The sequence below is a fragment of the Desulfoluna butyratoxydans genome (genome assembly GCF_900699765.1).
Taxonomy (GTDB): domain Bacteria; phylum Desulfobacterota; class Desulfobacteria; order Desulfobacterales; family Desulfolunaceae; genus Desulfoluna; species Desulfoluna butyratoxydans.
On sequence record NZ_CAADHO010000003.1, the window covers coordinates 416,954 to 434,805 of the forward strand.

Here is a 17,852-nt window from a genome sequence, read left to right on the forward strand (position 1 = left end):
CAGCCCGCGCAAACCATCAGCGTTTCTGTCGGTCGAAGCCCGGGCCGAAGGCCCTTGCGCTTTGGCCCGAGGAACGAGGGACAAAACGCAAGGGCAATCAGCTTTTGAGGTGTTTTAGCGATCGTGGCTTCGCCACCCTGGCCGCCGGAGGCGGGGTATTATTAAATCCAGCCCAGACCCCCGAAGACGGCTGCGCAGGCAAAATCAAAGGCAAGGATGGAGGAGACCACCTTGACGCGCTGCCGGTCGGTTTCCATATCGTGGACCCAGAAGGAGACGACGAAGAAGGGGAGGTAGCCGATGAGGAAGATAAAAATGGGGAACTTGATGCTCCACCATGCCCAGTCCCAGGTGAGGGCCCCGATGGCGTTGAGAACGCATTCCACCACCACGCAGGCCGTGGTGAAGAGGATGATGTAGAAGGACCGGTTGGGAACCCCCAGGATTTTTTTGTCCTTGTCCGCGGGAAGGCTCTTGACCGCTGCCACGCCCATGACCATGAACATAAAGAGAATTTCAATGTTCCAGCCGATGAGGATGATGTAGCTGGAGTCGGCCGGGGCTCCCCACACCGGGGCGTATCCGGTGAAGTGAAAGACCAGGGCGTTCCAGAGTTCGTTAAAGAAATCCATGCCGATGAAGGCAAGTCCCGCCAGGACCACCTTCCAGTTTTCCTTGCCCATCTCCACGGAGTAGACATAGATGACAAGAAGAAGGATCGGAATCATGGTCCATTGAAAGTTGGCTGTGTCCCTCAGGGCGGCGAGCCCCTGCTGAGCGGCCGGTGTCATAGGCTGGTCCTCCTTGATTTACTTTGTGATGAAAGAATGGATGTAAGATATCCCATGGTTATCGGTGTTCAGGGCTGGGTGTCAATGAAAAAATGAACAAAATGATATTATGTTCATTTTTTGTGCTTTTGCTTTCAGCCTTTTTTCACGCGAAGCAGGGTCCACTCCACGTGGTGGGCGTCCTTGATGTCCACCGGAACCTTGTCTTTGAGGGTGGCCTTGAAGGCCTTTTTTTTCATGGGAGGGATGGTGCATCGAATCTTGGCGCTGCCCAGGGGCTCACCAAAGACGTTGCAGAACGAGATCTCGGCGGTGAGGGAAATTTTCTGTCGGGTGGTGTTTTCAATAACCCCCGATGCTTTGGGCCGGTATGTTTCCGCCCCCGAAGGCGGTGGTGTGAGGGCCAGGCGATCGTAGGACAGGTCCCGGTTGATGGTGCCCCGGGTAAAAAATGCCGCGGCAGGGGACGCATGCATCAGGCCGATGACGAGGCAGAGAGCCAGAACGGACAGGGCGCGTTTCATGGTGACTCCTTTGATGTGGGAAATAGGGCAGGGGGGCTTTTTTAAAATGAGGGGGATGTGATGAAAGAGGTAACATGAAGCGTGGCGTTGGGCAAGGGGAATGGTTATCCGTGAATAGTGAGTGGTAAGTAGTGAATAGAAAAGCAAAAATGCAAAGGCTGGAATAGTGGTGAATGGGGCATAGACGACAGGTGGAAGGGGGCGTGTGCGCACCGCTGAAAAAAAACGTTCATCAAACCCCTTGGGTTCGAAGGATGATTGCCTCGCAGCGTGTGAATGGAATTATGAGATAAGCTTATCCTGCAAAGGCAGTCGCCAGATGTCATACCTCACGCGAATGCCCTGAAATCTCATACAGAACAATGACCTTCATGCATTCGCAACCAGCTTTCGATGTGGCACACCTCGCCGCCGGAGGCTGTTTTTTTCATCTATTTTGCTCTTATGAGAACACTCTACCTTTGCTTTCGGAGAAAATCCTCTGTTTCGGTGCGTGTGGGAATGGAGGTCTGGGCACCCATGCGCGTCACCGAGAGGGCGGCTGCGGCGTGGGCAAAGGTGACGGCTTCGGCGAGCGGCTCGCCCCTTTGCAGGGCCGCCATGAGGGCTCCGTTGAAGGTGTCCCCGGCGGCGGTGGTGTCCACGGGGGTGACGTGGAATCCGGGGACCACGGCACCCCTGCCCTTGGCACTCACAAAGGCGCCTTTGGAGCCTAAGGTGATGATGGCCGTGTCCACCCCCATGTCGTGGAGGCAGGCAGCGGCTTCCATGGCGCTGGCAGCGTCGTGGATGGTGATGCCGGTGAGGGAAGCGGCCTCGGTTTCGTTGGGGGTGATCATGGCAAGGTGTTTTAAGAGCTCCTTGGGAAGGGGCCGGGCCGGGGCCGGGTTCAGGGCCACGGGTACCCCTGCCTTTTTTGCCTCTTCCGCAGCCATGATCACCGTTTCCATGGGCGTTTCCAGCTGCATGAGAAGGGCCGAGGCCCTTTGGATGAGGCCCAGGTGCGGGGCCAGGCGTTCAGGCGTCAGGCAGGCGTTGGCCTCGGGCGAGATGCCGATGCAGTTTTCCCCGTTTTCCGCCACAAAGATCATGGCCATGCCCGTGGGCATGGCCTCCTCGGTCATCACCCCCTGGATGTCCATGCCTTTGGCCTGAAAGGCATCCCTCATGCGACGTCCAAAGTCGTCTTCCCCCACACAGGCGATAAAGGCGGTCCTCGCCCCGAGCCGCACGGCCGCCACTGCCTGGTTCGCCCCCTTGCCCCCGGGCACCACCCGATACCCGTGGCCCGTCACCGTCTCCCCGGGCCGGGGAAGCTCTTTAACCTGCAATATATGATCGGCGTTGACACTGCCCAACACAACCAACGGCTTATCTCTCATCCCATATCTCTCCCACGTATTGAACGTAAAAGCTGGCTTTCTATGGTTAAAGTCGGCTCAAAAATCCAGCCTCCGGCGGCCAGGTGGGGGCACCTGGAAACCCTGTGGCGAATGCATGGAGGCAGACACCATGCGAAGGCTTTCGGGGCATTCGCGTGGTGTGTGACATGTGGCAGCCGTTTCTGCCGGAGAGGCCCATTTTATTTACAAAACCTGTTTGTCAAACTTTTCAAAAGTTTGGCCCCCGGCAGGGCCGCCGGAGGCATGCTTTTGGTTTTTTACTCCGTAATGACCTTCAACGGCACGGGGATGTACGGATCCACGGCGTTGCCTTTGAGGACGCCCACAGCGGTTTCCACGCCCAGGGCGCCGATGAGGGCGGGTTGCTGGGCGATGGTGGCGGCCATGTCGCCGCGCTGGACGGCTTTGATGCCGTCGTCGGTGCCGTCAAAGCCCACGACCAGGGCTTTTTTATTGGCTGCCTGGAGGGCGCGGATGGCGCCTAAGGCCATTTCATCGTTCTGGGCGAAGACGGCCTGGACATCTCCGTGGGCGGCCAGGAGGTTCTCCATGACGTTGAGGCCTTTGGTGCGGTCGAAGTCAGCGGGCTGGCTGGCGATGATGGTGAGCCCGTTTGCTTTGGCGGATGTGAGGAACCCTTTGCCCCGGTCCCGGGCCGCGGAGGTGCCTGCCAGGCCTTCGAGCTGGATCACCTTGGCCCCTTTGCCCAGTCTGGCTGCGATGAAGTCACCTGCCATGGCGCCTCCCTGGACGTTGTCCGAGGCGATGTGGCTGGACACCTTGCCCCGGCTGGCGCCCCGGTCAAGGGTGAGGACGGGGATCTTGGTTCTGTTGATCATGCGGATGGCATTGGAGACCGCATCGGAGTCCGTGGGGTTGATGAGGATGGCTTTGACGCCCCGGACCGAGAGGTCCTCCACGTTGGCCAGCTCTTTGCTGGGGTCGTTCTGGGAATCCAGCACGATGAGGGAGACGCCCAGCTCGGCGGCTTTTTTCTCTGCCCCGTCTTTCATGGTGACGAAAAACGGATTGTTGAGGGTGGAGACCACCAGGGCCAGGGTGTCTTTGGCCAGGGCCGGGGCAGAGATCCCCAGTACCACGATAAGGGCTGTGATCAAACCGGTTGTTTTTTTCATCATGAAACTCCTTGGTAATGATTTTTTTTCGTTTCCAGGCGGCCGGAGGCAATGCGGTTAAATCGACAATGGACAGGTAGCGACAACGTATCCTGTTACATCGAAGCTTGTGAGCCAGCCCGCACAAACCATCAGCATTTATGTCGGGCGATGCCCGCGTCGAAGGCCCTTGCGCTTTGGCCCGAGGAACGAGGGACAAAGCGCAAGGGCAATCAGCTTTCGAGGTGGCTCACCTCGCCGCCGGAGGCGTTTTTTCTATGTCTTGCTGCGGGTATCCACCAGGACTGCCAGGAGGATCACCACGGCTTTGGCGATCATTTGGTAGTAGGAGGAGACGTCCAGCAGGTTGAGGGCGTTGTTGAGGAACCCGATGATAAGAGCGCCGATGAGGGTTCCCATGATGGTGCCTTTGCCTCCCATGAGGCTGGTGCCGCCCAGGACCACGGCGGCGATGGCGTCCAGTTCGTAGCCTGCCCCTGCGGTGGGTTGTGCCGAGGAGAGGCGGGAGGTGATGATGAGTCCGGCCAGGGCGGCGAGGAAGCCGCAGATGGCGTAGACCGTGATCTTGACACGGTCGGTGTTGATGCCGGAGAGGCGCGTTGCTTCTTCGTTGCCACCCAGGGCGTAGATGTAGCGGCCCAGGCGTGTGTGGTTGAGGAGGTACCAGGCCAGGCCGAAGGTGGCGGCCATGATCCAGACGGGAACCGGGATGCCCAGGAGGTAGCCGGTGCCGATGGCGGAAAAAGCGTCTGCGGTGTCTGTGAAGCCGGTGGAGATGGGGCGTCCGTCGGTGTAGACGAGGGTGAGGCCCCGGACCAGGGTCATGGCCACGAGGGTGGCGATGAAGGCCTGGACCCGGCCTTTGGCGATGATGATGCCGCTGACGGCTCCCACGGCGGTGCCTGTGGCAAGGGCGGCCGCCACGCAGAGGGGGACGGGAAGTTCCATGGCGATGAGACGGGCCCCCACGGCGCCTGAAAGGGCCAGGATGGAGCCCACGGACAGGTCGATGCCCGCGGTGAGGATCACCAGGGTCATGCCCACTGCCATGATGGCGTTTACGGCGGTCTGGCGCAGGATGTTGAGGAGGTTTGCCAGGGTAAAGAAGTTGGGGCTTAAAAAGGAGACGATGATAATCATCACCAGAAGGGCGATGAGGGATTTCTGCTCGATGATCCGGTCCTTTAAGGACGGTCGCCCGACTGTCCGGGCCTTTTTTTCGTTGGGGGTCATGGGGCGTCGGTCTCCGTTCGGCCCACGGCGCAGGCCATGATGAGTTCCTGGGTGGCGTCTTCTGCGCTGAATTCGCCGGTGACGCGGCCCTGGTGCATCACGATGATGCGATCGCTCATGCCCAGGATCTCGGGCATCTCCGAGGAGATGAGGAGGATGCTCATCCCCTCTTTTTTAAAGGTGTTGATGAGCTGGTAGATCTCTTTTTTCGCGCCCACGTCCACGCCCCGGGTGGGCTCGTCCAGGATGAGCACCTTGGGGCGTGTCATGAGGCCTTTGGCGATGGCCACCTTCTGCTGGTTGCCGCCGGAGAGGTTGCCCACGGCCTGGTTCCGGCTCGGGGTCTTGACGGCGAAGCTCTGGATGAAGTCGTCCACGGCCCGGCGTTCCGCCTCGTGGTTGAGGCGTCCGGTGGCGGTGCTGAAGGCGTGGAGGGCGGCCAGGGTCATGTTCTCTTTGACGCTGAGCATGGCCACCAGGCCGTCGGCTTTGCGGTCTTCGCTGATGTAGGCAACCCCTGCGTCGATGGCGTCTTTGGGGCTTTTGATCTCAAGGGGCGCGCCAAAAAGTCGGATGGTGCCCCGGGTGACGGGGTTGGCGCCGATGACGGCCCGCATCAGTTCGGTGCGGCCCGAGCCCATGAGCCCGGCCACCCCCAGGATTTCGCCGCGCTTTACGGAAAAGGTGGCTCCGTTGACTCCGCAGGCTGCAAGGTCGGTGACCGTGAGGCTTGTTTCTTCGGGGGGTGTCTGGACCCTGGGGTACTGCTCGTCTAAGCGGCGGCCCACCATCATCTCGATGAGGGTCTCTTCGTCGATGTCCGGCACGGGGCGCTCTGCGATGAATTTTCCGTCCCGGAGCACGGTCACGTCGTCGCAGATTGCGAAAATCTCGGCCAGGCGGTGGGAGATGTAGACGATGCCCCGGCCTCCTGCCTTGAGCTCTTCGATGACGGTAAAGAGGGCCTCGGTCTCCGTGTCTGTGAGGGCGTCGGTGGGTTCGTCCATGATGATGACCCTGGATTCAAAGGAGAGGGCCTTGGCGATTTCCACCATCTGTTGGGCTCCGATGCCCAGGGTTCCCAGGCGGGTTTTGGCGCTGTGGGGGACCCCGAGCCTTGCCAGGAGGCGGTCTGCCTCGGCGTACATCTCGTGCCAGAGGATCCGGCCGAAGCGGGATGTTTTTTCCCTTCCCAGAAAGATGTTTTCCGCGATGGTAAGTTCCGGCAGGAGGTTGAGCTCCTGGTGGATGATGCCGATGCCCGCCTCCTGGGAGTGCCTGGGGCCGGGGAAGGCGACCTTTTTGCCGTCGTAGGTGATCGTCCCTGCGTCGGCCCGGTAGATGCCGGTGAGCACCTTCATGAGGGTGGATTTTCCTGCGCCGTTTTCTCCCACAAGGGCCATGACGCGGCCGGGGGTGACGGTGAGGTTCACGCCGTCCAGGGCCTTGACGCCGGGAAAGCTCTTTTCGATACCCGCAAGGTGCAGGATGGGGTGGGCCATGGGCTCTCTCCACATCATCGAGGGGGTTGTGTATGAAGCAGCATGTTGCCGTGTTGGGGAGAGGTCGGGGCAGAAGGGGGGAGGTCACATGGGGTCGGCGCCTGGCACGGCATGGATTGAGTATAGCACAATCCGGTTTTAAAAGAGCGCATCCCCCGATGCCTGTCCGCCGAAGCGGATCCGAGACAAGGGCATCGGGGGAGGCGCCAATGGGTCAGAGAAGACTGGCTAGAACCGAACCCCAGCCTTGAGGATCACGTTGGCGTACGGGGTAAATTCCCCGGTGCGCACCACGGCCCGGCACCGCTTGGTGGCGAGCTTGAAGGCTTCGTGGCGAACGGCCAGCACAGGGATCTCCCTGCCCTGGGCCTCTTCTTCCTCTTTGAGGAGGGCCATGAAAGCGTCGTGGAGCTCCGGGCTTTTTTCCGGGAACTCTTCGGCCATCTCCACCGAGTCCAGGGTCATTTCCGAGAGCACGGCCTTGACGGTGTCGATAAATGAGGGGATCCCGCGGCTTAAGGCCAGGTCGATGCGCCGGGTCTCGGCGGGGATGGGCAGCCCTGCGTCGCAGACGCAGAGTCCGTCCAGGTGTCCGAGTCGTGCCACGGCGTGGCTGAGTTCCGAGTTGATGAGTGTGCCTTTTTTCATGAAAAAAATCCCAGTCTATTCCGATTTATGTGTGCGTCTGTGCCTTTGTAAGGGGTTTTGTCCCCTGGGTTAAGGCACCGGGCGGTTTTGCCATGGCGGGCGAGGCCGTGCAGGGTACCTGCAGGGCCTGAACGTTGAACGCAACAACGCCCTGATCACTGATTTTAGTTCAATGTATCAGACGGGGAACCTTTTGCGCAAACGGTTCCCGGGGATGCTGTGTCTGGCGGGTGATGGGATGCCCTGTGGTTACCTGCGTTGGCTTTCCTTACGCACGATCTGAGATCTCCTTTTGAACATAAGGGGATACCGATGGGGGAGCATGACATTTTTTCAGTGCTCCCTGTGCTGTCACCTGTTGGGGTGTCCGATTGGTTTGTAAACAATTTTCACGGCCCGGATTTGTTTCGCACAGCGTCATATGGCGGGGCTTTTTCCGGCAGGAATGTTGCAAACCGAAAAGGTTTGGTTCCTCTTTGTGAGCGGTGCAGGGTTTCTTGTCAACCCATAGTGATCAGAAGGGAAAATTGTGTCGGCGTTTTTTCGGGGTGGATGTTCATATGTGAAAATTAAGGCAATGTAAAGTGTTTTTCATTTATCTATGGGATCAACGGAATTTATCGGGTTTGCCCTTGACTAATGGCCTGATTTTTAGATTGATGGTTTTTCGTCGGAATCTATGGTGGTGATAACACATCGCTTTTCAGTAAGTAATTGCATTTGCTTTTGCTGTTGGGTGAAGTGAGTAAAAAAAGGAAAACGTCGTTTCGGGTTTTTGTCAGGCACACTCTCATCCCGCAGCATGTTCCACAGGCTTGCCCCGTGCCGGGGGACCTCCCGGTTTCTCCCGCTTTGTCGACGTACGCCCTTCCCACGGGTGCCCATGCGCCCCCTTTCGCTCAGTTCGCCCCGTCACCCTGTATTTTCGGCTTGTTTGCATTCCCATTATCCAAAAACGTTAGTTTGATTTGCACCGGCTGTTCGGCCAGACGCAATGACCGGAGGGTAGTCATGACAAAGATCAAGTCCCTGGATGATTTACGGAAAATGAAAGAGAAGCTCCAGTCCAGTGTCCATTTAAGGGAGAACGGAGAGCGCTGCGACCAGTTGGTCCAGATTCGGGTTGCCATGGCAACCTGCGGGATCGCAGCGGGAGGCAAGGAGGTCTACGGGGCCCTTTTGGACCAGCTGGATCGCCGCAACATTGAGGCGGTGGTCACCCAGACCGGGTGCATGGGGTACTGCTACGCCGAGCCCACCATCGAGGTGACGCTTCCCGGAAGCGAGCCCGTGGTCTTCGGCGAGGTGACCACGGAGAAAGCCGCTGAGATCGTGGACCGCTATGTGGCCAACGGCGAACTCCTGCCGGGCATCATCCCTGTGAATTACGAAGTGGTGGACAAAGACTAACGCCCGGGGCCACCAGAGGGGTTTTCGCTTGACGCCGGAATCGGCGGGAATCGGTTTCCCTGGGCCTTGAAACACACGAAGGAGCATACACGAGATGGGACGATACAAAACGCACATTCTGGTCTGCGCCGGTACCGGCTGCCGGGCTTCGGAAAGCGATCTGATTTTTCAAAAACTCGACCAGGGCATTAAGAAACGCAATCTCCAGCGTGATGTCCAGGTGGTGAAGACAGGGTGCTTCGGTTTCTGCGAGAAGGGCCCCATCGTCAAGTTCATGCCGGACAACACCTTTTATGTGGAGGTGAGCCCCTCCGACGCCGACATCCTCATCGAGGAGCACGTGGTCAAGGGGCGCCGGGTGGAGCGGCTTCTCTACACCGACCCCAAGAGCGGGGATCGCATTTCCGATTCCAAGCACATGGGGTTTTACCGCAAGCAGATCCGTATTGCCCTGCGCAACAGCGGGTTCATCGACCCCGAGAATATCGACGAGTACATCGCCCGGGACGGCTACCAGGCCCTGGGCAAGGCCCTTTTGGAGATGAGCCCGGACAAGGTCATTGAAGAGGTGAAATCTTCGGGCCTTCGCGGCAGGGGCGGCGGCGGCTTCCCCACGGGGCTGAAGTGGCAGTACGCCCGGGCCGCCGAAGGGGACGAAAAGTTTGTGGTCTGTAACGCCGACGAAGGGGACCCCGGGGCGTTCATGGACCGCTCCATCCTGGAGGGCGACCCCCACTCGGTGCTGGAGGCCATGGCCATCTGCGGCTATGCCATGGGTGCTGAGACCGGCCTGATCTACATCCGCGCCGAGTATCCCCTGGCCATCCAGCGGCTCCTCATTGCCATTGAGCAGGCGCGCGAGCTGGGCCTTCTGGGCAGGGACATCATGGGCAGCGGGTTCAACTTCGACATTGAGCTGAAGTACGGTGCAGGCGCCTTTGTCTGCGGCGAGGAGACCGCCCTGATCCACTCCATGGAGGGCCACCGCGGCGAGCCCACGGTGAAGCCTCCCTTCCCTGCGGAGTCCGGCTACTACGGCAAGCCCACCAACGTCAACAACGTGGAGACCCTGGCCAACATCCCGGTGATCATCACCCGCGGGGCCGACTGGTTCTCCTCCATCGGCACGGAGAACTCCAAGGGCACCAAGGTGTTTGCCCTGGCTGGAAAGATCCGGAACGTGGGCCTCATCGAGGTGCCCATGGGCACCACCCTGCGTGAGGTGATCTACGACATCGGCGGCGGCATCTCCAGCGGCAAGAAGTTCAAGGCGGTGCAGACCGGCGGGCCTTCCGGCGGGTGCCTCACCGAAGAGCACCTGGACGTGCCCATCGACTACGACAACCTCGTGGCCAACGGCTCCATGATGGGCTCGGGCGGGATGATCATCATGGACGAGGATGACTGCATGGTCTCCATCGCCAAGTTCTATCTCGACTTTACCGTGGAGGAGTCCTGCGGCAAGTGCACCCCCTGCCGCATCGGCAACAAGCGCCTCTACGAGATCCTGGAGAAGATCACCGAGGGCAAGGGCACCCTGGACGACCTGGTCAAGCTCCGGGAACTGGGGGAAGCCATCAAGGACACGGCCCTCTGCGGCCTGGGCCAGACTTCGCCCAACCCGGTCCTCTCCACCCTGGACAACTTTTACGATGAGTACCTGGCCCACGTCACCGACCACACCTGCCCGGCCGGGCAGTGTAAGGCCCTGGTGACCTACGCCATCGACCACGACAAGTGCGTGGGCTGTACCCTGTGTGCACGCAAGTGCCCGGTGAATGCCGTGGAAGGGGTGCGTAAGCAGCCCCATACCATCGACAGCTTCCACTGCATCAAGTGCGGGGTCTGCTACGAAAACTGTAAATTCGGTGCCATCACCAAAAGCTAAGGACGAAAAACCATGGAATCCATCAAACTGACCATAGACGATCAACCCGTTGAGGTGCCCGAAGGGACCACCGTCCTCGAGGCGGCCAGGGAGCAGGGCATCACCGTACCGGCCCTGTGCCATATGGATCTTTCCGGCATTGGTTTTCACAGCAGCAACGCCTCCTGCAGGCTCTGCGTGGTGGAGGTGGAGGGGCGCCGCAACCTGGCTCCCGCCTGTACCACCCTGGCTGCCCCCGGCATGGTGGTGAAGACCCGTACCCAGAGGGTCTTGAACGCCCGCCGCATCAACCTGGAGCTGATCCTCTCCGACCACCCCAAAGACTGCCTGAGCTGCTCCAAAGCGGGCTGCTGCGAGCTCCAGGACCTGGCCCAGACCTTCGGCATCCGTGAGATCTCCTACGAAGGGGAGATGTCCCACCACGTGAAGGACACTTCGTCCCCTGCCATCGTGCGGGACCCCGACAAATGCGTCATGTGCCGCAGGTGTGAAAACGTCTGCCGCGAGGTCCAGGGCGTGGGCGTTTTAACGGCCGTGAACCGAGGTTTTGAGTCCGTTGTCGTCACGGCCTTTGACCAGAACCTGGACGTCACCAAGTGCACCTACTGCGGCCAGTGCGTGGCTGTGTGCCCCACCGGCGCCCTCTCCGAAAAGGACGAGACCGCCTCCGTGCTTCGCGCCATTGCCGATCCGGACAAGACCGTGGTGGTCCAGGTGGCCCCTGCGGTGCGCACCGCCCTGGGCGAAGAGTTCGGCATGGCCCCGGGCACCCTGGTGACGGGCAAGATGGCAGCGGCCCTGAGACGCCTGGAGTTCGACTACGTCTTTGACACCGATTTTGCCGCCGACCTCACCATCATGGAGGAGGCCTCCGAGCTTCTGGACCGCCTCACCCGCCACCTGGCAGGGGACACCTCGGTGAAGCTTCCCATTGTCACCTCCTGCTGCCCGGCCTGGGTAAACCATCTGGAGAAACGGTTCCCGGATCTTCTGGACTACCCCTCCACGGCCCGGTCCCCCATGCAGATGTTCGGTTCCATTGCCAAGAGCTACCTGGCTGAGAAGATCGGCGTGAAGCGTCAGGACATGGTGGTGGTCTCGGTGATGCCCTGTGTGGCCAAGAAGGCCGAGTGCGCCCGGGAGGAGTTTGCCGTGGACGGCAACCGTGATGTGGACATCACCCTCACCACCCGTGAGCTGGCCTCCCTGATCAAGCGGGCCAACATCGATTTCCATCGCCTGGAAGACGACGACTTCGATTCCCCCCTGGGCGAGTCCACCGGCGCGGCCGTGATCTTCGGCACCACCGGCGGGGTCATCGAGGCCGCGGCCCGTACCGCCTACGAGTTCCACACCGGGGAGACCCTGGAAAACGTGGATTTCACTGCCCTGCGAGGGGTTGACGGCATCCGGTCTGCCACCGTGGATTTTGCCGGTATCGATATCAAGATCGGCATCGCCCACGGCCTGGCCAACGCCCGCGTCCTCATGGAGGAGATCCGCAAAGGGACCTCCCCGTATCACGCCATCGAGGTGATGGCCTGTCCCGGGGGATGCATCGGCGGCGGGGGCCAGCCCTTTCACCAGGGTGACGAGTCGGTGCTCCGCGCCCGTCAGCAGGCCCTGTACACCGAAGACGAGGCCAAGGTGATCCGAAAATCCCATGAGAACCCCCATATCAAGAAGCTCTACGAAGAGTACCTGGGTAAGCCCCTGGGAGAAAAGCCCCACAAACTGCTCCACACCCATTACGTGGACAGAAGCGGCAGGAAAACCAAGTAGGATTCGATTGAACGGAAAAAGCGCCGGGCAAGGTTTCGGCGCCCAATCCTAACGATCTCATGATACAGGAATGAATCGCCATGACTTTAGTACAAGGCAAGTTGTCCCGCAACGCGGTAAAAGAGATTCAGTCCATCTGTCAAAGCTACGGCAACGACAAGGGCGAACTCATCAATATCCTTCATAAGGCCCAGGACTTCTGCGGCTACCTTCCGCCGGACGTGCAGGAGGTGATCGCCGAAGAGCTCGACATTCCGGTCTCCACCGTTTACGGTGTGGTGACCTTTTACTCCCTGTTCGTCATGGAGCCCAGGGGCAAGCATCACATCTCCATCTGTACAGGAACCGCCTGTTTTGTTAAGGGTGCCATGGACGTGATGGATGAATTCAAGCTCCTTCTGGGCATCGACCTGGGGGAGACCACCCCGGACGGGAAGTTCTCCATGGACAGCCTGCGGTGTATCGGCGCCTGCGGCCTGGCCCCTGTGGTCATGGTCGGGGACAAGATCTACGGCAGGGTGACCCCGGATGATGTCATCAACATCCTGGACGACTACAAAGACAAATAAAGGGGCGCGGCTAGTCCCACCCCTTGTTCCCCGGTGCCATGGCACGGGCCACACGCTCTGGCGGGCCTTTTGCGCACGATCTGCATCGGGGAGCGGTTCTCTATAGATCGGCACCGCCGCATCGCGTGATGCGGCGGTGCCGGTCCCTGACAGGTATGCAGGACGGCGGGTTTGCTTTGGCGACCCGCCCTGCGTATGCGATGCCCTTGGTTTCGGGTTCCGGGCGATACCGAGCGGCAGGGCATAAAAAAAACTGAAATAGCGTGGAAGATGCCATGAGCAACAATGCCATACATCATGCACTGCGGGTGGATGAGGAGAAGTGCAGGGGGTGCTGCCGATGCATGTCGGTGTGCCCCACCGACGCCATCCGGATCCGCAACGGCAAGCCGCTGATCTTCCAGAACCGGTGCATCGACTGCGGTAAGTGCTACCGGGCCTGCCCGGAGTCCGCCATCCGGGTGGAGCAGGACGACTTCAACGAGATTTACAAGTACACGCGTCGGGTGGCCCTGTTGCCCTCCATCCTCAAGGGGCAGTTTCCCGAGACCATTCCCAAGCAGCGGATCTATGCCGAGCTTCTGGAGATGGGCTTTACCGATGTGTTCGAGGTGGGGATGATGTGGCGGGTGTTCCACCTGGCCACAGCCCGGTACATCAAGAACAACCAGGTCAAAAAACCCTTTATCTCCTCCTTCTGCCCGGCGGTCCTGCGCCTGATCCAGACGCGTTTTCCCTCCCTTCTCGACCATGTGATCCCCATGAAGGCCCCCGTGGACATTGCTGCTCTGTTTTACAGACGCCAGCTCCTGGCCCAGGGCGTGCCCGACGACGAAATCGGCACCTTTTACGTGACCCCGTGCGCCGCCAAGATCTCGGCGGTGAAGACCCCCAATCCCCATGAACGCAAGATTCTAAACGGGGTGATCAACATGGACTACATCTACAACCGGGTGTGGAAACGCATCCGTGGTGAAGAGAAGTCCATGCCGCCGGAGCCCCTGGCCGAGACCCTGTGCGAGAAGGGGGTGCTCTGGTTCCTTACGGCAGGGGAGTCCGAATACGCCCGTGGGCGCAGCCTTGCCATCGACGGCATCGCCAATGTTTTCGAATTTCTGGAGAACATGGAAAACGAGGAGATCTCGGATATCGATTTTCTGGAGCTCCGGTCCTGCGACCAGAGCTGTGCCGGGGGCGTGCTCACCAGCTGCAACCGGTTTCTTACCGTGGAGCGTTTGAGGAACCGGGCGGAGCGATCGCGAAAGGCCGCTCCCCTGAAAGACCCGGACCGGTGGGACGACATCGACGACGACACGGAGTACCTGGTGGACCACATCATGCTGGGCAAGATCAATCCCAGGCCGGCCATGAAACTCGACGAGGACATGGGCCGTGCCATGGTGAAGATGGAGCGGCTCCGCAAGATCCTTGCGTTTTTGCCCGGTGTGGATTGCGGGCTCTGCGGGTCTCCCAACTGCCAGGCCCTGGCCGAAGATGTGGTTAACGGAGATGCGGTGCTGAGGCAGTGTGTGTTCCTGCAGAAAAAGCAGGTGGAGAGGGGACAGATGACCCTCACCGACGCCGGGAATATCCTGGCCGATGTGTGGGGTGACAATAGACTCGACGGCGCGTCCGTCGATCTGGAGGACTAATGAAGGTTAAAGAGCTTGTTGAAAAAATGAACCTCACCGTGTTCGGCGGGGAAGCTGGCCTGGATCGCGAGATTCGCGGGGGCTATGTGTCCGATCTGCTTTCGGACGTCATGGGGTGTTCCGATGAGGGGGACCTCTGGGTGACCCTTCAGTCCCATCGAAACGTGGTGGGCATCGCCGCCCTCAAGGACCTGGCCGGTGTCATCGTGGTCAAGGGGTTTACCCCGGATGCCGACACCATCGAGGACAGCAACCGCGAGGGGCTGCCCCTTCTGGGCGCCACGGCCGAGACCTTTGAGGTGGCGGGACGCCTCCACCGGATGCTGGCGGGCGATGCAGACCTTCCGGGCTGATCTTCACCTCCACACGGTGCTCTCCCCGTGCGGGGACGTCTCCATGAGCCCTGCGGGCATTGTCTCTTCCTGCGCGGCCCAGGGGATCTCCCTTCTGGGGATCACGGACCACAACTCCACCCGGCAGTGCCGTATCGTTAAGGAGCTGGCCGAGGAACAGGGGCTTTTTGTCCTCCCCGGCGTGGAGCTTACCACCCGGGAAGAGGTGCACCTTTTGGCCTATTTCGGCAGTCTGGAAGAGGCCGAGGCGTTCCAGGGGTGGATCGACGACCACCTGACGGTGATCCGAAACCGGCCGGAGCTCTTTGGCTACCAGGTGGTGGTGGACCGTGACGAACAGGTGGTCTACCAGGAGGAGCGTCTTCTTATCGCGTCTCTTACCACCGACATCCACGAGACCGCCGAGGCCGTGAGGGCGGGGGGAGGCCTGGTGGTCTGCGCCCACGTGGCCAAGGGCAAGAACAGCCTCTTCAGTCAGCTGGGCATCATGCCCAGGGGATTCTGCCCGGACGCTCTGGAGGTGGCCCGAAAGGACCACAGGGCACAGGTGTGCAGCCGGTTCCCTGAAGTGTCGGATCTTCCCTTTGTGTGCGGGTCCGATGCCCATTACGCCGAAGACATCGGGAAGGTGACCACGGAATTTATATTGGAAACACCCGGTTTGAGTGAGATTCGCCTGGCCTTCTCAGGGTGCGGGGGTCGGACGGTGGCGCTGTGAATGAGATGTCGCATTATGTTCTTGATATTTTGGGTAACTCGGTGCGGGCCGGTGCCCGTGTGGTAAGGCTGACCATCACCGAGAGTCCCGGGGAAAATATCTACAGGATGGTGTTTGAAGACGACGGCAAGGGGATGAGCCCGGAGCTTTTGGAAGAGGTCTTCAGCCCCTGGATGACCACCCGCAGGGAGCGCCGTATCGGCATGGGCCTGCCCCTTTTGAAGCAGGGCGCCCAGCAGTGCGGCGGGGACCTTGTGGTGGATTCCACCCCCGGCGTGGGCACCACGGTGACCGTGGCGTTCGAGTACGCCCACCTGGACCGGCCTGTGGCCGGGGATATTGCGGGAAGTGTCGTCATGACGGCGGCTTCGGCCCCTGATATTGTCTTTTTGTACACCCACACCACGGACAAGGGAACCTACCGGTTCAGCACGGTGGAGGTGGAAGAGGCCCTGGACGGGGTGTCCTTGACCAACCCATCCATCATGCGGGCCGTGCAGGAAATGATTCGGGAAAATCTGGATGAGATCGGCGCCGGGCTGGATGAGCGCACCGTGCTCCATAATGACATGATATAAAATGAAACCAATGAAAATAACCAATATTGCGACCCTTTTGGGGGGGAACATTGTCACCGGCAAGGAGAGGGTTGAGACCCGCGTCTCCTATGGGTTTGCCGCCGACCTTTTGAGCGACGTCCTGACCCTGGAGGTGGAGGGCGTTCTCCTCATCACCGGGCTGTGTACGCTCCAGACCATCCGCACCGCGGAGATGGCCGAGATCGAGTGTGTGGTTATCGCCCGGGGCAAGAAGGTGAGCCCTGCCATGAAGGACCTGGCAGAACGCACCGGCCTGATCCTCATCGAGGTGGAATGCTCGGTGTTCAGGGCAAGCGCAATGCTGTTTGATGCCGGTCTCGAACCCGTTTTTTAACCAGGGCCTCCCAACATGAAGGGGTGTTATGAAGTTTGAATTTGAGATTGAAGACGGGGATTTTGCAAAGGCGGGAACCGCCTCCAGCCAGGTGAAGCACATCCTCAAGCAGCTCAACGTGGACACCAAGATCATCAAGAAGACCACCGTGGCCATCTATGAAGCCGAGGTCAATGTGGTGGCCCACGCCGTGGGGGGCGGTACGCTCACGGCGGACATCAATCTGGAGAGGATCGTGGTGGAGGTGGTGGACCAGGGCCCCGGTATCGCGGACATCCCCCAGGCCATGACCGAGGGGTTTTCCACGGCATCGCCCGAGGTGATCTCCATGGGCTTCGGGGCGGGCATGGGCCTTCCGAACATGCGGAAAAACGCCGACAAGCTGGAGATCACCAGCGGGGTGGGCGAGGGGACCCGTGTGGTTATCACCAACTACATCTAATCCGGTAGAGCTGGTGTGTTGGCTCAATTATGGGTATGGTTAATAGAGTGAATCGGGCCCTCGGGCCTCTTCCGAAACGCGCGAACGTGGGGAAACGTTCGGGAAGCGGTCCGTGCAGGCTGAAACGTTACGTATAGATCAGGATCAGGGACGACGTTATGGGAGAGTTGAAAAAGCTGTTTCAAAACAACAGGCAGTGGTCTGCTCAGGTGACTTGCGAGCAGCCCGATTTTTTTAAAAAACTTGCCGACCAGCAGAGCCCGGACTACCTCTGGATCGGCTGTTCGGACAGCCGGGTGCCCGCCAACGAGCTGGTGGGCCTCATGCCCGGCGAGGTTTTTGTGCACCGCAACGTGGCCAACATGGTCATCCACACCGATTTCAACGGCCTGTCCGTGATCCAGTACGCCGTGGAGGTCCTCAACATCAAGGACATCATTGTCTGCGGCCATTACGACTGCGGCGGGGTCAAAGAGGCCCTTGCAAACTCCTCCAGCGGCCTGGTCAACAACTGGCTCCGTCATCTCCGGGACATCCAGTTCACCCACGGTGACTTTCTGGACGCCATCGCCGACCCCAAAGAGCGCAGCGATCGCCTCTGTGAGCTCAACATCATCGAGCAGGTGAGGAACGTCTGCCGCACCACCACCGCCGAGCAGGCCTGGCAGGAGGGCAAACCCCTCACCGTTCACGGCTGGATCTACAACATCGGCAACGGGCTCCTCCAGGACCTGGATGTGTCGGTGAGCAGTGCCGATAGCATTCGGCCCGTCACCGAGGCGGCCCTGAAGAAGGTGTATGGGCGCACTGAGAGGATCAGGGCGTAAAAGGGGCTAAAGGTTAAAGGCCAAAGGCTAAGGGCTTAAAG

Annotated in this window: 18 protein-coding genes; 11 read left to right on the plus strand and 7 right to left on the minus strand. The window is 60.0% G+C overall.

Annotated features, from left to right (window positions below; translation table 11 throughout):
* Nucleotides 1-161: 161 nt before the first annotated feature.
* The 7 genes from MSL71_RS10665 to rbsD all read right to left on the minus strand — a co-directional run bounded on the left by MSL71_RS10665 (nt 162) and on the right by rbsD (nt 7,237).
* The gene (locus tag MSL71_RS10665) at nt 162-791 is read right to left on the minus strand and encodes a hypothetical protein (protein ID WP_180140055.1); all 630 of its coding nucleotides are present in this window, start codon (nt 789-791) and stop codon (nt 162-164) included.
* A 134-nt stretch (nt 792-925) separates the two neighbouring features.
* Complete coding sequence (locus MSL71_RS10670; RefSeq protein ID WP_180140057.1) at nt 926-1,315, minus strand: hypothetical protein; 390 nt, start codon at nt 1,313-1,315, stop codon at nt 926-928.
* 455 nt (nt 1,316-1,770) lie between these two features.
* Complete coding sequence (gene rbsK / locus MSL71_RS10675; RefSeq protein ID WP_180140059.1) at nt 1,771-2,697, minus strand: ribokinase; 927 nt, start codon at nt 2,695-2,697, stop codon at nt 1,771-1,773.
* A gap of 278 nt (nt 2,698-2,975) precedes the next feature.
* Nucleotides 2,976-3,857: a ribose ABC transporter substrate-binding protein RbsB gene (rbsB, locus tag MSL71_RS10680; protein ID WP_218951004.1), complete on the minus strand. Its 882-nt coding sequence runs from the start codon at nt 3,855-3,857 to the stop codon at nt 2,976-2,978.
* 252 nt (nt 3,858-4,109) lie between these two features.
* Nucleotides 4,110-5,087 (minus strand): ribose ABC transporter permease, encoded by a 978-nt coding sequence (gene rbsC, locus MSL71_RS10685; RefSeq protein ID WP_180140061.1) that lies wholly within the window; start codon nt 5,085-5,087, stop codon nt 4,110-4,112.
* Nucleotides 5,084-6,589 (minus strand): ribose ABC transporter ATP-binding protein RbsA, encoded by a 1,506-nt coding sequence (gene rbsA / locus MSL71_RS10690; RefSeq protein WP_180140062.1) that lies wholly within the window; start codon nt 6,587-6,589, stop codon nt 5,084-5,086. Before rbsA ends, rbsC begins: the two co-directional genes overlap by 4 nt.
* Nucleotides 6,590-6,817: 228 nt before the next feature.
* Nucleotides 6,818-7,237, minus strand: coding sequence for a D-ribose pyranase (gene rbsD, locus MSL71_RS10695; RefSeq protein ID WP_180140065.1), 420 nt, complete (start codon nt 7,235-7,237; stop codon nt 6,818-6,820).
* A 1,011-nt stretch (nt 7,238-8,248) separates the two neighbouring features.
* Between rbsD and MSL71_RS10700 the strand changes: the two genes are divergently transcribed.
* The 11 genes from MSL71_RS10700 to can all read left to right on the plus strand — a co-directional run bounded on the left by MSL71_RS10700 (nt 8,249) and on the right by can (nt 17,811).
* Nucleotides 8,249-8,647 carry a (2Fe-2S) ferredoxin domain-containing protein gene (locus MSL71_RS10700; RefSeq protein ID WP_180140067.1) on the plus strand — a complete coding sequence of 133 codons (399 nt, stop codon included), beginning with the start codon at nt 8,249-8,251 and terminating at the stop codon, nt 8,645-8,647.
* A 94-nt stretch (nt 8,648-8,741) separates the two neighbouring features.
* Nucleotides 8,742-10,535 carry an NADH-quinone oxidoreductase subunit NuoF gene (nuoF, locus tag MSL71_RS10705; protein ID WP_180140069.1) on the plus strand — a complete coding sequence of 598 codons (1,794 nt, stop codon included), beginning with the start codon at nt 8,742-8,744 and terminating at the stop codon, nt 10,533-10,535.
* Nucleotides 10,536-10,547: 12 nt separating this feature from the next.
* On the plus strand, nt 10,548-12,317 hold the full coding sequence (locus MSL71_RS10710; RefSeq protein ID WP_180140071.1) for an NADH-dependent [FeFe] hydrogenase, group A6: 1,770 nt from the start codon (nt 10,548-10,550) through the stop codon (nt 12,315-12,317).
* Nucleotides 12,318-12,397: 80 nt separating this feature from the next.
* Nucleotides 12,398-12,886, plus strand: coding sequence for an NADH-quinone oxidoreductase subunit NuoE (gene nuoE, locus MSL71_RS10715; RefSeq protein WP_180140073.1), 489 nt, complete (start codon nt 12,398-12,400; stop codon nt 12,884-12,886).
* Between the two features lie 275 nt (nt 12,887-13,161).
* A complete protein-coding gene (locus MSL71_RS10720; RefSeq protein WP_180140075.1) occupies nt 13,162-14,538 on the plus strand; it encodes a [Fe-Fe] hydrogenase large subunit C-terminal domain-containing protein in 1,377 nt (458 codons plus the stop codon).
* Nucleotides 14,538-14,891, plus strand: a complete 354-nt coding sequence (locus tag MSL71_RS10725; protein ID WP_180140077.1) for a serine kinase — start codon at nt 14,538-14,540, stop codon at nt 14,889-14,891. Before MSL71_RS10720 ends, MSL71_RS10725 begins: the two co-directional genes overlap by 1 nt.
* The gene (locus tag MSL71_RS10730) at nt 14,872-15,609 is read left to right on the plus strand and encodes a PHP domain-containing protein (protein ID WP_180140079.1); all 738 of its coding nucleotides are present in this window, start codon (nt 14,872-14,874) and stop codon (nt 15,607-15,609) included. The genes MSL71_RS10725 and MSL71_RS10730 overlap by 20 nt, the downstream gene beginning before the upstream one ends.
* A gap of 5 nt (nt 15,610-15,614) precedes the next feature.
* Entirely contained in the window at nt 15,615-16,187 is a 573-nt protein-coding gene (locus tag MSL71_RS10735) for an ATP-binding protein (protein ID WP_180140081.1), read from the plus strand.
* Nucleotides 16,188-16,197: 10 nt separating this feature from the next.
* Nucleotides 16,198-16,542 (plus strand): DRTGG domain-containing protein, encoded by a 345-nt coding sequence (locus MSL71_RS10740; protein WP_180140083.1) that lies wholly within the window; start codon nt 16,198-16,200, stop codon nt 16,540-16,542.
* 28 nt (nt 16,543-16,570) lie between these two features.
* Nucleotides 16,571-16,984, plus strand: a complete 414-nt coding sequence (locus MSL71_RS10745; protein ID WP_180140085.1) for an ATP-binding protein — start codon at nt 16,571-16,573, stop codon at nt 16,982-16,984.
* Nucleotides 16,985-17,142: 158 nt separating this feature from the next.
* Nucleotides 17,143-17,811 carry a carbonate dehydratase gene (can, locus tag MSL71_RS10750; protein WP_180140087.1) on the plus strand — a complete coding sequence of 223 codons (669 nt, stop codon included), beginning with the start codon at nt 17,143-17,145 and terminating at the stop codon, nt 17,809-17,811.
* The last annotated feature ends 41 nt before the right edge of the window (nt 17,812-17,852 follow it).

Excerpts from the sequence above, each read along its gene's own strand:
- MSL71_RS10730 (WP_180140079.1), top strand. The coding sequence starts at position 14,872 with ATGCAGACCTTCCGGGCTGATCTTCACCTCCACACGGTGCTCTCCCCG.
- MSL71_RS10665 (WP_180140055.1), bottom strand. The coding sequence starts at position 791 with ATGACACCGGCCGCTCAGCAGGGGCTCGCCGCCCTGAGGGACACAGCC.
- rbsK (WP_180140059.1), bottom strand. The coding sequence starts at position 2,697 with ATGAGAGATAAGCCGTTGGTTGTGTTGGGCAGTGTCAACGCCGATCAT.
- MSL71_RS10725 (WP_180140077.1), top strand. The coding sequence starts at position 14,538 with ATGAAGGTTAAAGAGCTTGTTGAAAAAATGAACCTCACCGTGTTCGGC.
- nuoF (WP_180140069.1), top strand. The coding sequence starts at position 8,742 with ATGGGACGATACAAAACGCACATTCTGGTCTGCGCCGGTACCGGCTGC.
- can (WP_180140087.1), top strand. The coding sequence starts at position 17,143 with ATGGGAGAGTTGAAAAAGCTGTTTCAAAACAACAGGCAGTGGTCTGCT.
- rbsC (WP_180140061.1), bottom strand. The coding sequence starts at position 5,087 with ATGACCCCCAACGAAAAAAAGGCCCGGACAGTCGGGCGACCGTCCTTA.
- MSL71_RS10720 (WP_180140075.1), top strand. The coding sequence starts at position 13,162 with ATGAGCAACAATGCCATACATCATGCACTGCGGGTGGATGAGGAGAAG.
- rbsA (WP_180140062.1), bottom strand. The coding sequence starts at position 6,589 with ATGGCCCACCCCATCCTGCACCTTGCGGGTATCGAAAAGAGCTTTCCC.
- MSL71_RS10710 (WP_180140071.1), top strand. The coding sequence starts at position 10,548 with ATGGAATCCATCAAACTGACCATAGACGATCAACCCGTTGAGGTGCCC.
- MSL71_RS10700 (WP_180140067.1), top strand. The coding sequence starts at position 8,249 with ATGACAAAGATCAAGTCCCTGGATGATTTACGGAAAATGAAAGAGAAG.
- MSL71_RS10735 (WP_180140081.1), top strand. The coding sequence starts at position 15,615 with ATGTCGCATTATGTTCTTGATATTTTGGGTAACTCGGTGCGGGCCGGT.
- MSL71_RS10745 (WP_180140085.1), top strand. The coding sequence starts at position 16,571 with ATGAAGTTTGAATTTGAGATTGAAGACGGGGATTTTGCAAAGGCGGGA.
- nuoE (WP_180140073.1), top strand. The coding sequence starts at position 12,398 with ATGACTTTAGTACAAGGCAAGTTGTCCCGCAACGCGGTAAAAGAGATT.
- rbsD (WP_180140065.1), bottom strand. The coding sequence starts at position 7,237 with ATGAAAAAAGGCACACTCATCAACTCGGAACTCAGCCACGCCGTGGCA.
- MSL71_RS10670 (WP_180140057.1), bottom strand. The coding sequence starts at position 1,315 with ATGAAACGCGCCCTGTCCGTTCTGGCTCTCTGCCTCGTCATCGGCCTG.
- MSL71_RS10740 (WP_180140083.1), top strand. The coding sequence starts at position 16,198 with ATGAAAATAACCAATATTGCGACCCTTTTGGGGGGGAACATTGTCACC.
- rbsB (WP_218951004.1), bottom strand. The coding sequence starts at position 3,857 with ATGATGAAAAAAACAACCGGTTTGATCACAGCCCTTATCGTGGTACTG.